Below are 13,049 nucleotides of genomic sequence, written 5' to 3' on the forward strand. Positions count from 1 at the left end.
TTGCATTACAGTTTACGAACCGAACAGGCTTATGTCCACTGGGTTCGTGCCTTCATCCGTTTCCACGGTGTGCGTCACCCGGCAACCTTGGGCAGCAGCGAAGTCGAGGCATTTCTGTCCTGGCTGGCGAACGAGCGCAAGGTTTCGGTCTCCACGCATCGTCAGGCATTGGCGGCCTTGCTGTTCTTCTACGGCAAGGTGCTGTGCACGGATCTGCCCTGGCTTCAGGAGATCGGAAGACCTCGGCCGTCGCGGCGCTTGCCGGTGGTGCTGACCCCGGATGAAGTGGTTCGCATCCTCGGTTTTCTGGAAGGCGAGCATCGTTTGTTCGCCCAGCTTCTGTATGGAACGGGCATGCGGATCAGTGAGGGTTTGCAACTGCGGGTCAAGGATCTGGATTTCGATCACGGCACGATCATCGTGCGGGAGGGCAAGGGCTCCAAGGATCGGGCCTTGATGTTACCCGAGAGCTTGGCACCCAGCCTGCGCGAGCAGCTGTCGCGTGCACGGGCATGGTGGCTGAAGGACCAGGCCGAGGGCCGCAGCGGCGTTGCGCTTCCCGACGCCCTTGAGCGGAAGTATCCGCGCGCCGGGCATTCCTGGCCGTGGTTCTGGGTTTTTGCGCAGCACACGCATTCGACCGATCCACGGAGCGGTGTCGTGCGTCGCCATCACATGTATGACCAGACCTTTCAGCGCGCCTTCAAACGTGCCGTAGAACAAGCAGGCATCACGAAGCCCGCCACACCGCACACCCTCCGCCACTCGTTCGCGACGGCCTTGCTCCGCAGCGGTTACGACATTCGAACCGTGCAGGATCTGCTCGGCCATTCCGACGTCTCTACGACGATGATTTACACGCATGTGCTGAAAGTTGGCGGTGCCGGAGTGCGCTCACCGCTTGATGCGCTGCCGCCCCTCACTAGTGAGAGGTAGGGCAGCGCAAGTCAATCCTGGCGGATTCACTACCCCTGCGCGAAGGCCATCGGTGCCGCATCGAACGGCCGGTTGCGGAAAGTCCTCCCTGCGTCCGCTGATGGCCGGCAGCAGCCCGTCGTTGCCTGATGGATCCAACCCCTCCGCTGCTATAGTGCAGTCGGCTTCTGACGTTCAGTGCAGCCGTCTTCTGAAAACGACAAACTGGATGTCAGGCAAGGCGCATCACGCCGTCAGAATAGAGTCCGCTTTCACATTCTTTGACACATGCTTGCCAAGGTCATAGATTTCAGCCTGACAAATTCAAGGCTTCGGGCGCAATGGAACCAAAAACCAACGCAAGCCCTGCCGCCCATCCAGCCCATGGAGGCATCTTGCAGGGACAACGCATCGGTTACGTCCGGGTCAGCAGCTTCGACCAGAACCCGGAACGCCAACTTGAACAGGTCGAGGTCGGCAAGCTGTTCACCGACAAAGCCTCGGGCAAGGACACCCAGCGTCCCCAGCTGGAGGCCATGCTCGGTTTCGTTCGCGAAGGCGACACCGTGGTGGTGCACAGCATGGATCGCCTGGCACGAAACCTCGATGATTTGCGCCGCCTGGTGCAGAAGCTGACCCAGCGCGGTGTGCGCATCGAGTTCTTGAAGGAAGGCCTGGTGTTCACCGGCGAGGACTCGCCGATGGCCAACCTGATGCTGTCGGTCATGGGGGCCTTTGCCGAGTTTGAGCGCGCCCTGATTCGCGAGCGGCAGCGCGAGGGCATCGCCCTGGCCAAGCAGCGCGGTGCCTACCGGGGCCGCAAGAAAGCCCTCTCCGACGAGCAAGCCATCACGCTGCGGCAGCGGGCCGCTGCGGGCGAGCCGAAGGCGCAGCTCGCCCGCGAGTTCGGCATCAGCCGAGAAACCCTCTATCAGTACCTTCGCAAGGACGACTGAACCATGCCGCGTCGCTCGATTCTCTCGGCTACGGAGCGCGACACCTTGCTTGCGTTGCCGGAAAGCCAGGATGACCTGATCCGCTACTACACCTTCAACGACTCCGACCTGTCGCTGATCCGCCAGCGGCGCGGCGACGCCAACCGCCTGGGCTTCGCGGTGCAGCTCAGCCTGCTGCGCTACCCCGGCTATGCGTTGGGCACCGACAGCGAGCCGCCCGAGCCGGTCATCCAGTGGGTGGCCAAGCAAGTTCAGGCCGACCCGGCGAGTTGGTTGAAGTACGGCGAACGCGACGTGACTCGCCGCGAGCACGCCCAGGAACTGCGCACCTACCTACAACTGGCCCCGTTCGGCCTGTCCGACTTCCGCGCCCTGGTGCGCGAGCTGACCGAGTTGGCCCAGCAGACCGACAAGGGCTTACTGCTGGCCGGTCAGGCCCTGGAGAGCCTGCGACAGAAGCGGCGCATTCTGCCGGCGTTGAGCGTAATTGATCGAGCTTGTTCGGAGGCCATTGCGCGGGCCAATCGCCGAGTCTACCGCGCCCTGGTCGAACCACTCACGGACTCGCATCGGGCCAAGCTGGACGAGCTGTTGAAGCTCAAGGCCGGCAGCAGCATCACCTGGTTGACCTGGCTGCGACAGGCACCGCTGAAACCGAACTCCCGCCACATGCTCGAACACATCGAGCGGCTGAAGACATTTCAGCTGGTGGACTTGCCCGAAGGCCTGGGCCGACACATCCACCAGAACCGCCTGCTCAAGCTGGCCCGCGAGGGTGGGCAGATGACGCCCAAAGACCTCGGCAAGTTCGAGCCGCAGCGACGCTACGCGACCCTGGCCGCCGTGGTGCTGGAGAGCACCGCGACGGTGATTGATGAGTTGGTCGATCTGCACGACCGTATCCTGGTCAAGCTGTTCAGCAGCGCGAAGCACAAGCATCAGCAGCAGTTCCAGAAGCAGGGCAAGGCGATCAACGACAAGGTGCGCCTGTACTCGAAGATCGGCCAGGCTCTGCTGGAAGCCAAGGAAAGCGGTAGCGATCCCTATGCCGCCATTGAGGCGGTGATTCCCTGGGACGAGTTCACCGAGAGCGTCAGCGAGGCCGAGCTGCTGGCCCGGCCGGAAGGCTTCGACCATCTGCACCTGGTCGGCGAGAACTTCGCCACTCTGCGCCGTTACACGCCGGCCTTGCTGGAGGTGCTGGAACTGCGCGCTGCCCCGGCTGCGCAAGGCGTGCTGGCAGCCGTGCAGACCCTGAGCGAGATGAACGCCTACAACCTGCGCAAGGTGCCGGCCGATGCGCCCACCGCCTTCATCAAGCCGCGCTGGAAGCCGCTAGTGATAACCCCGGAAGGCCTCGACCGGCGCTTCTACGAAATCTGCGCCCTGTCCGAGCTGAAGAACGCGCTGCGCTCCGGTGACATCTGGGTCAAGGGCTCGCGGCAGTTCCGCGACTTCGACGACTACCTGCTGCCGGCAGAGAGGTTCGCCGCGCTCAAGCATGCGCAGGCTCTGCCCCTGGCGATCAACCCGAACAGCAACCAGTACCTGGAAGAGCGCTTGCAGCTGCTGGACGAGCAGCTGGCCACCGTCACCCGCCTGGCCAAGGACAACGAGCTGCCCGATGCCATCCTCACCGAGTCCGGGCTGAAGATCACCCCGCTGGATTCCGCGGTGCCCAATACCGCGCAGGCGCTGATCGACCAGACCAGCCATTTGCTGCCGCGCATCAAGATCACCGAACTGCTGATGGACGTGGACGACTGGACGGGCTTCAGCCGCCACTTCACACACCTGAAGGACGGTGCCGAGGCCAAAGACCGGACATTGCTGCTGTCAGCGATCCTGGGCGATGCAATCAACCTCGGGCTGACCAAGATGGCCGAGTCGAGCCCCGGCCTGACCTACGCCAAGCTGTCCTGGCTGCAAGCCTGGCACATCCGAGACGAAACCTACTCGGCGGCCCTGGCCGAGCTGGTCAACCACCAGTACCGTCATACCTTCGCCGCTCACTGGGGCGACGGCACGACCTCTTCTTCCGATGGCCAGCGCTTCCGGGCGGGTGGTCGAGGCGAAAGCACCGGCCACGTCAACCCGAAGTACGGCAGCGAGCCGGGGCGGCTGTTCTACACCCACATCTCCGACCAGTACGCACCGTTCAGCACCCGCGTGGTGAATGTCGGCGTGCGCGACTCTACCTATGTGCTCGACGGTCTGCTGTACCACGAGTCCGACTTGCGGATCGAGGAGCACTACACTGACACGGCTGGCTTCACCGATCATGTCTTCGCCCTGATGCACCTGCTGGGCTTCCGCTTCGCACCGCGCATCCGCGACCTCGGAGAAACCAAGCTGTATGTTCCGAATAGCGTCCAGGACTACCCGACATTGCGCCCAATGGTTGGCGGCACCCTGAACATCAAGCACGTCCGCGCCCATTGGGACGACATCCTGCGCCTGGCCAGCTCGATCAAGCAGGGCACGGTCACCGCCTCGCTGATGCTGCGCAAGCTCGGCAGCTATCCGCGCCAGAACGGCCTGGCCGTGGCCCTGCGCGAGCTGGGCCGGATCGAGCGCACGCTTTTCATCCTCGATTGGTTGCAAAGCGTCGAGCTGCGCCGGCGCGTGCATGCTGGACTGAACAAGGGCGAAGCCCGCAACTCCCTGGCCAGGGCGGTGTTCTTCAACCGCCTCGGCGAGATCAGGGATCGGAGCTTCGAGCAGCAGCGCTACCGGGCCAGTGGCCTCAACCTGGTGACGGCCGCCATCGTGTTGTGGAACACGGTGTACTTGGAGCGCGCCACCCAGGCGATGGGCGATGCGGGGAAGTCGGTGGATGGTGAGCTGCTGCAATACCTGTCGCCGCTGGGGTGGGAGCACATCAATCTGACCGGCGATTATGTCTGGCGGCAGAGCCGCAGGCTGGAGGACGGGAAGTTTCGGCCGCTAAGGCTGCCCGGAAAACCTTAGCGTACGATTTTTTCCGTTTTCTCTATTCGCCCCTCTCAGAATCCCGGAACACTTGCCAAGGAGGATTTCACTACACGTCTTTCCAGCATAACTGCTCCCACCTATGGTGGACGCCATCTGCTCGCAGACAGGACAAACTGCCCATCCTGTCCGGAGTTGAAGACCTGAAGCGTCTGCGAACAGAAGATCGCCGGCATAGCGGAAATATGCCCGGTAAATGTTATCAGCATCGAAACCATTTCGTGCGCCCTCAAGGGCCTGTCGGCCTTTCTCCAATGCCTCAGCTCCGCTTCCTTGAGTCCAGAATAGGCTCTTGTCTTGAACCATCTGAGCTGCCGATGACAAGGCGGACGTGGCGCTGTAAAGGCGGGCACAGTGCAGGATCAGTTCTTCGCGCGTGCATTCATCGAATGGAGTCTGCCCCCACTCAAGCTCATTTCTGCTCATGGTGATTTCCTTTAAGTTCGTTATGCCCAGTCGACGGGGTTGCCCTGGCCGGTTCCACCGCAGGTTGGGCAGCGGCTCCATTCGGGTTCGTCATGCTCTCCGCCTTCGCCGGCACAGGCCTGGCAAACGCCACTCAACTGCTGCAACTCGACGCCCAGGACGGCCAGTTGCTCGACGTCCAGTTCGTCGCCCTCCAGCTAGCGGCCTATCTCGGCAATGCGCACCCGACGCATGTGCTCGGCGCGGGCATGTTCGTGGGCTGCTCGGTATTCATAGCGGCGGGTTCCGTCGTGGGTTCCTTTTACAGTTTGAGGATGCTGCTGAAGCAGTCCGCGTGATGAGGTCAAGCATCTCGGTAGTGGACAGAGAAAAAACCTGATCCTCGCCGGAAAGTGCGCTCCATTTTTCCAGCCCAAGATCTTCGGCTAGTGCTGCACTGGTGACAGCCATAGAAGAGTCATCAGTGAAGAGCACCACCAAGATACCTCCAACAACGTCGACCTCCTGGACGCCGGGGAGGGTCGCTAGGCTTTGAGGAGAAAGCGGTGTGTAGTCAGTAGCCATCGTGTGTTCCTCTGTTACGCGATTGGGACGATCCAATCCTCAAGCCGGGTACGCGGTCGAACTCTCGGCGGTTGTTGGTGACAACGATCAGCCCCTGAGAGTTGGCGTGCCCGGCGATCATCTGGTCATAAGGGCCGATTTGTTTGCCCAAGCGGGCCAGCTCAACGCGGAGCTGACCAGTGTGGGCGGCAGCCTCCAGAACAAACCCGACAACCAAGCGAGGGTGGATGTCGGGTTTGCGTATTAACGCCCTCACTCTCGAGCGAAATGGCTCTTGAGGGCTCCCAGCGCACTTCGTTGGAACCTGAACTTCCGTTTCGAAGATCCGTAGGGAGCGCCTGGCACGATCAGGCATTCGCCCCGACGTCCATTCACCATTTCTTCCAGCTGCAGTCTGCAATCATCCGAACGCAGTTCGCGGCTGCATTTGATGTGCAGGGAAAATGGATCGCCAACTGGTTCATCGGGAATGGTCTCGTGCTCCCACGGCCCCGGCTGTTTGCATAGGATCAGGCCAACACGCCACATGCGAGCAATCTCTGCCACGTCGACCAGACTTTGCCCTTTAGCGCAGTGGTAGCGCTCATCGAGCACAACCAGGTCTCCCCTTTCAGGTTTCGTAGGGCTCAAATCAAGAGGCCCCACCATGTGTGTTTGAGCCATACGTTCTGGGCAAACGACAAGAGCGCAACGTCCAGGATACTTCAGCGAAATTCGATCCCAGACATCCTGCCAGCCGCACTCAGAGACCTCTCCGACAACTGATGTCGGTTGGTGGTGAAGAAGGCTTACCAGGTGCACCCGGCCGCGGCAGGAAGACAGGTAACGATCAGCAATTAGCAATGCTGAGGTGGACTTTCCTGCTCGAGTTCGCCCCGTTACCGAAATCATGGGGCGTGTCTCAGTAAGAGATACAGTGAATACGCCGCCGGCGTACAGCGGGAGAGCAAACCTGGCCAGCAAAGTCTCGTCATCATCGCAGGCGAGGAACTCCTGGATGCGATGCCAGGGGACCTGAGCGCCATGCGCGGCGGCAGCTTGGTCCAGAGCCTCATGGAGACTGAGCCCCTCTGACTTGGCCAGCTTTTTGGCATCCTTCTTCACCTGGTCGAGGGATGCGCCGGAGGGGAAACGGTTAGAAATGGTCAAAGCATGCTCCTTGGCGGCAATCTTGTGCCACGCCCACTAGACACATTGCCTAGGGCAATGCTTGGAGGAAGAGAAGTATTGAAGCCATGGCCTAATCCGGCCTTCGCCCAAGGTGGGCGTGCGAGCGCTGGCCAGCGCTCCACTGCGATACTAACCCAACTCCAGTGCATTTCCAGCGAGGCACCTATGGATAATCCACTTTCCGAACTGCATGCAGACTGCGTGTGGTGCAGGCTTTCTGATTACTGGGGGCCTGTGACCTGGTCGGCCGGGGATGTTTGGATTACAAGGGATGAAGATGGCTGGTGGCTAGACGATGACCGCTCAGCGACGGAAGACCAGGTCAGAGAGCTTCTACAGCGAGCTAGAGGCAAGGTAGAGCTTCATGGCTGCGGCCCCCTGCGCCCCAGGTAGGGTTTGCAACGTAACCTATTGATAATCCTTCCCACCTTGGTGAAGGAGAGGCTGGAAAGCGGACCGCGAAACCAGCCTGGGCCAGCGCCCTTTCACAGTACGATCAGTCCTGAACTGGATGAGGACTGAATCCATGGATCACCTAGACATACATCATCCGCCGGCAGCGACTGAAGACGACTGGCAAGCCCGATGCGGTGTACAGAAGATCGTGCAAACCGACCGTTATGGTTGCGGGGTAGCGTGTTTAGCGATGGTTACCGGCTGGACATATCAACGAGCTCGGGAGCATTTCGTAAGCCAGGGGCTTGGCAAAAGGAGGCATGGCCGACCGCCCTTCTCTACGAGTTCGGGCGAGATGAGGATGGCGGTGGCCACGGCAGGACTTCTGACAGTGACTCGCCGGTGGCGGGGATGGGCCGATCTTCACGGCCTGGCGATAGTCAAATTGCGCGACATACGTCCCGGAGAAAGGGAACGATGGCACTGGGCGGTGGCGTTTCGACACCCCGAGTTTGAAATCGCAGTCTTCGATCCGCACCGAGAATGGCCGGGGTTCATTCAACCGCCAATGGACACCCTCTGCACCATCTTTGAGGCATTTCAGCCGAAAGGCGAATGGTTGCAGGTCGAGCAGAGCTTCCCCTTAGCACCAGCTGTCATGTGACGTTTATGGTGCATGACTCCCATTCTGACCTGATGGGAGACACTCGTTCTGCAGAGCCTCAAGCCTGGGGCAGCTTCACTACTCCCCACCCACTGCCGCCGGCGAGGACCACTGGCCGGTCAATGTTGGGAAGGTGCAATTCAGGAAAGTCGCAGTAGCGCTCCATTGCACGGGCAAATCGCATGGCCAACTCGAAGCCATTGTCGCGCTGCTCGGGCACAGGAAGAGTCTGGCCCGAGACAATGTCGACCACTACACTCCCCAACGATTTGGAGTTAGACGACAAGGTGAGATGCCATGCGCTCTGCCCTTCAAGGAAGCTGCCGAAGATCGAGGTTTCGACGTCATCGAGCACTCGAAGCTGTGGCTCCCTGAAAAAGACCACTGCCGTTTGTGCCTTCGCTCCCTGCGGTGAAGTGATCCATTCATAAATCGCACAGCTGGTCTGATCAGGGTTCAGCTCAGGGTCAGGCGCCAAGCCAGTCATGAACACAGGGACCGAGCCGAGTTCGGAGTCGCTGAAATAGCCCAACCGTGCGACAGGTAGTCCAAATGGTACGTCGTAGTCACGCCCGTCGCTGAGCTCCAGGTTCCAGCCGAGATGCTGGAACATCGCCATGTACACCCGCTCATTGGTGAAGTGGCAGCCGCGGCGGTAGTTTTCTTCAGTACCAGGAACAAGCGCTCGATTTTCTTGATCCAGAGCGATGAGGATTTTGTCCAACCTCGAGGAAGGCGACTCACCCTCCTGATAAAGGGCCTCTTTGACGGCCGCGCGAAGCGGCACGAGTTCAAATGAGCCCAGGGGATTTGCCCATAAGAAGAAATTGGCAGTGGCCGGCTTCACACCGAACTCGTGGATCAGGATTGAGCGATGTTCTGCAAGAGTCGAAAGCCGAAGTTCCGGATTCAAATCCTCAGTCATGAACACGCAGTTCTGTTCTGGGTTGCAGGCCTCGACCATTGCGTTCCAGTGATGCCACCCTGACAGCCTCAGGAACACTTCACGACTTCGATCTTTCAGGCCTGGAAGGAATCCGGCCAGGCACCCGACCCACGCACGAGCATAGTCCTCCGCAGGGAAGATCATCGGCTTGTCCAGCTGGGGGGCAGATGTATTGGTCTTGATCACAAAAACTCCTAGAGGCGGTGAGCACTCTGCTCACTCACCATGATTCGACAAGCAGCTCTTCTGCCAGTCCGTGCCGTGAATTCGAACAAAGGCCTCCATTTCAGGAGACAGCGGACTCTCGATCCTGAAGTCTCCATAGGCCTCAAGGAATCTCCCCCACCGTTCTCGCAACAGCCCGCCGCGCCTGTATTTAGGCGCCAGCCAGATCCAGGATAAAGTCCAGGGGCTGCCTGATGGGTTCGTTTCCGTCTCGTAAAGGAATGCACAAGCGCCTGCAATCGTGCCGTCAGCACCAGCTGGAATCAGGTAGCCGTGCCAGTCAACCGTTGCTTTAGTCGACATCGTTCCAGGCCACTGGACAAAGTCGTAGCCAAAATCCGCGCGGAAACGCTGGGCGCGTTTCAATACCTCCTGATGCATCCACATGGGCACAGATGCGTCTACCCGATCGGCGCCAGCGCCACACTTTAGTCTGGCCGCAAACCGCTTGTTCGGGCCCGGGTCCAGTAACCGCTGTGTTTCTCTATGAACCTGACGATGTGCTTCACGCTCATTACGACTGCTGGGCAGGTAGGTCGTACCGCAGTAGGCACAGGTTTTAAGTGCCGAGTTGACGTCACGATATCGGGGCCCGGCTACTTCCAGCGACAACACATCCTCCCCTTGGAGCACCAATGTGAAGCGGTTTCCTAACTCATCCCGGTGGCGCTTGGTCGTTGGAAATGCCGGCTGGCGCTCCGCATCTGATCGGAGGACTGTCGTAGTACAGCCGCGGGAAACCTCATAGGTGAGAATGAGGTACTCCGATTCCGTCAGCATGGGCTTGCCTGCCAGGTTGCCCTTTATCGCCTGCACCAGCTGACCAGGTGAGACAGCGAAGCCCAGGCGTTCCATGAAGATCAGCAGAGCAACGGCATCGGCAACGGCATAGCCATCCAACCACAACACATCGTCGTCGAGGCGCCTGGGCTTCCGGCACAAGCTGACTTTAGGGATTCTGAAGTAGGCAGCCAGTGCCTCTGCGTATCGGCCGGCCGCGGCAAACCCGCGGTACTCAGTCGCGATAATCAAATCATCAAAGTCGGATCTCGAAATACCGCCACACTCCAACAGTGCACGCTCAGCCGGAGTTAATCCCATCCGATCATCAAGCCGGGGACGCTTCTCCGTCAGCAGTTTGTAGATCCGCTGCAACTGATCACTGGAAAGCTTGCCGGTCAAAAGCTACCTCTCGTGTCGCGGCTGTTTGGGGAACAGGCAGTCTAACGACCGCCGGGCAAATTCAAAGGCGAATTCCCCGAGTGGTCACGTGCGGGTAGAAACGGATCAAGCTACTTTGAGGTTAACCATCCCTCAGAGGACCTCCAGATGACAGCCACAAGGAAGAGGCACAGCGCTGCCTGGTTGATCTCTACGGCTTGGATGCTGATGTCTACCGCTGCAATGGCGGCAGAGAACCCTGCCCAGGGCGACCCATTCTCACCAACCACACTCAAGGACTGGGTATCAGTCATCAGCACCCTGATCACCATGGCCCTGGCGATTTGGGGTATCTGGAGCGGCTTGAGGTCAGCCCGAAATGCGATCCAAGAGAAGCGAAAGGAACACCGTCAGAAGCAGCTTGCCGCTGCACGGGACATGATGAGGGAGATTTTCACAGATCCACTCGCCCGCTCTGCGATGCGAATGATGGACTGGTCAGGCCGGACCTTCACCCATGAAGGCCAGACCTACGTCGTTCACTGGAGGGACCTCAAACCAGCCCTTGTCGTGCATGAGAAGGGGATGGGGTTCAGCAAGCAGCAGGAGTTCATTCGTGACTGCTTTGAGGCCTTCTTCGATCACATGCTGGTGCTCGAGCACTTCCTTGATCAGGACTACCTGCACGAAGCCGACATTGCTGTGCCCTTGGAGTATTACGCCGGGCGCGTCATGTCATTTCCTGATACTTATGACGGGTTCCTGCGGGCTTATGGGTACAGCGAAGCACGCGCATTGATGCAACGCCTTGCGGAAGGCGGAGAATAGGGCCGGCACCAGGGCGAAATCCCACATTTCGTGCAAAGTGCCCTTGCTTACACGGCCTACGATGGGGCTTTGTCCCTTGCTGTCTGCTCTGCAGGAGTCCGCATGAAACTGAAGTCCTCCGCTGGGGCAGAATCACTCCATCGGCGGGGGGAGCAGGATGTCAGAGAAGGGCTCAGGCACCACCACATTGTAGGGTTTCAGCTGTTCGAGGAGCCCTTTGTAGCCGAGCAACGGAATGGTTCGAGCAGGTTCACCAAGGTCGTTGCCAAAGAAGTTTTCCCAGTGCCCCAACAGCACAAGACGCGGTTTGGTCACCCTGAGGAGCCCTGTGGGGTAGTAACTGACTTGATTCCACCCTCCCCCGCAAAGGATCTCGACGTCGACGCGCTTTGAGTCAGAGATTATGGGTGGAAAGCCCCATGGAGGTTCAGCGGCGCTGTCTTGATAGTGAATGCGGTAAACCGGCCGACCATCCTCCCCGAGGAGGTCAATCATCCAGGCCAGAGTTACTTCACCAAGTCTCCAGTCCAGCAGACCAGTCGGCAAATCGTCGAGATCCCAGTCGTACTCACCTGGGATGAAGTTATGGCCGAAGAGGTGCCCGGCATGCATGCTTCTAATAGGCATCACACGGATCGAACCCACGGAATTTGCTCCGTTTACGTCCCCATCAGTGATGACCTTCCCGTCGGAGTAAAACCATGTACCAGGTCGGGAGGGATCACGATGGTCGGTTATCTGCTGCTGACTTGGCACCACCACCGCGCCAGCGCCAAAGATCCGCTGTCCTGAGCTGTTCTTTGCTGCATGAAGAATGTGCTTAACCGTTTCAGACCCGTATACGACCGCTTTCGGAGAGTGCTTATCTACGACCCGCGGCACATCGAGAAGATGATCGTAGTGCGCATGACCCACCAGAAGCATCGTCACGTCTGCTGCAGGCGGCATGTGTCTGTCGACCTTCTCGTTGTCGGCTACCACTCGAGCCGGGGGTATCCCAGGAATGCCGAGGCTGGCCGGGTTGGTGTACGAAGGCGCCAGCAATAGCCCCTCCCCACGCCAATGTATGAGCCAGCCACCTACGCCAAGAAACTGAATCTTCGGCTCATCGCCCCAATGGTGATTCTGAACCGGTAACCCTTCTGAAAGCGGCTCATGAGTACAGCCGACCAGCAAACTCAATCCCAGTACGATCGATAGCCCTCGCATGGTCGGCACCCCAGCTGTCAAGGTTCGAAGCGGTATACGCGGTGGTAGAAGGCCCAAAGCATGGAAAACATCGCGACCAGCAATACCCAGTGGGTTACCTCTGGCTTGAACAATGGCAAGAGGAAACCCAGTTTGAAGTAGTCGATTCCAAGAAGGCATACCAATAGCATGCCAAGGACCAATAGCCCCCTGGGCCCCTTCATCATGCGAAGTGGATGGGCAATAACAGCAGAGAGGGGAACTCCAAGCAGTGCCAAATAGACAACCCAGACCTGCTCCGAAGGGATCGGCTCGTTTAAGAAGCGAAGACCAGCGAAACCCAGTACCAGCGTCAAGCAGTCCACCAGGTCAGAGACGAAGGCGCGCCTGGTGTAGCCCTTCCCAAGATCATAGTGCCTGACCATCAGCCTGCTGAATTGCAGGCAGTGGTAGCCAATGAACCAGGCAGCCATACACAGAGACCAGCCGTTTGGGGACGCGCTCTCGAGAAATACCCTGGCATGCAAGGCACTAACCGTCCAGACAAGAGCGGCTCCCAGCGCTGCCGGGTAAAGCAACCCTGAAACGAAAAAGTACATGCGGGGACCGACTTCCATGA

General features: G+C 59.4%; 10 protein-coding genes and 1 pseudogene. 5 read left to right on the plus strand and 6 right to left on the minus strand.

Going from position 1 to position 13,049, the window contains the following annotated elements; translation table 11 throughout:
* The 4 genes from intI1 to EKA13_RS15425 form a co-directional block, all read left to right on the plus strand.
* Positions 1-936: class 1 integron integrase IntI1 (gene intI1 / locus EKA13_RS15400; protein ID WP_065760269.1), on the plus strand; the 936-nt coding region annotated here is incomplete at its 5' end.
* A gap of 374 nt (positions 937-1,310) precedes the next feature.
* A complete protein-coding gene (locus EKA13_RS15410; protein WP_003090771.1) occupies positions 1,311-1,871 on the plus strand; it encodes a recombinase family protein in 561 nt (186 codons plus the stop codon).
* A 3-nt stretch (positions 1,872-1,874) separates the two neighbouring features.
* Positions 1,875-4,841: a Tn3 family transposase gene (locus tag EKA13_RS15415; protein WP_003090772.1), complete on the plus strand. Its 2,967-nt coding sequence runs from the start codon at positions 1,875-1,877 to the stop codon at positions 4,839-4,841.
* 539 nt (positions 4,842-5,380) lie between these two features.
* Positions 5,381-5,626 carry a hypothetical protein gene (locus tag EKA13_RS15425; protein WP_010792922.1) on the plus strand — a complete coding sequence of 82 codons (246 nt, stop codon included), beginning with the start codon at positions 5,381-5,383 and terminating at the stop codon, positions 5,624-5,626.
* 215 nt (positions 5,627-5,841) lie between these two features.
* Here EKA13_RS15425 and EKA13_RS28400 read toward each other — a convergent pair.
* The 4 genes and pseudogenes from EKA13_RS28400 to EKA13_RS15450 all read right to left on the minus strand — a co-directional run.
* Positions 5,842-6,051 (minus strand): annotated as a pseudogene (locus EKA13_RS28400) (PIN domain-containing protein); the annotation flags it as partial.
* A 53-nt stretch (positions 6,052-6,104) separates the two neighbouring features.
* The gene (locus tag EKA13_RS15435) at positions 6,105-7,001 is read right to left on the minus strand and encodes a hypothetical protein (RefSeq protein WP_010792921.1); all 897 of its coding nucleotides are present in this window, start codon (positions 6,999-7,001) and stop codon (positions 6,105-6,107) included.
* Between the two features lie 1,139 nt (positions 7,002-8,140).
* Entirely contained in the window at positions 8,141-9,214 is a 1,074-nt protein-coding gene (locus EKA13_RS15445; protein ID WP_058131725.1) for a hypothetical protein, read from the minus strand.
* A 30-nt stretch (positions 9,215-9,244) separates the two neighbouring features.
* Positions 9,245-10,435: a hypothetical protein gene (locus EKA13_RS15450; protein WP_065285139.1), complete on the minus strand. Its 1,191-nt coding sequence runs from the start codon at positions 10,433-10,435 to the stop codon at positions 9,245-9,247.
* 207 nt (positions 10,436-10,642) lie between these two features.
* Here EKA13_RS15450 and EKA13_RS15455 point away from each other — a divergent pair, with 207 nt between their 5' ends.
* The gene (locus EKA13_RS15455; protein WP_223218638.1) at positions 10,643-11,242 is read left to right on the plus strand and encodes a hypothetical protein; all 600 of its coding nucleotides are present in this window, start codon (positions 10,643-10,645) and stop codon (positions 11,240-11,242) included.
* A gap of 132 nt (positions 11,243-11,374) precedes the next feature.
* Here EKA13_RS15455 and EKA13_RS15460 read toward each other — a convergent pair whose 3' ends face one another.
* Both EKA13_RS15460 and EKA13_RS15465 read right to left on the minus strand, forming a co-directional pair.
* Positions 11,375-12,451, minus strand: coding sequence for an MBL fold metallo-hydrolase (locus tag EKA13_RS15460; RefSeq protein ID WP_058131721.1), 1,077 nt, complete (start codon positions 12,449-12,451; stop codon positions 11,375-11,377).
* Positions 12,452-12,468: 17 nt separating this feature from the next.
* The gene (locus EKA13_RS15465) at positions 12,469-13,047 is read right to left on the minus strand and encodes a hypothetical protein (RefSeq protein ID WP_065285137.1); all 579 of its coding nucleotides are present in this window, start codon (positions 13,045-13,047) and stop codon (positions 12,469-12,471) included.
* Between the last annotated feature and the right edge of the window lie 2 nt (positions 13,048-13,049).

Origin of the sequence: Pseudomonas defluvii (assembly GCF_001695625.1) — a bacterium.
GTDB lineage: Bacteria > Pseudomonadota > Gammaproteobacteria > Pseudomonadales > Pseudomonadaceae > Aquipseudomonas > Aquipseudomonas defluvii.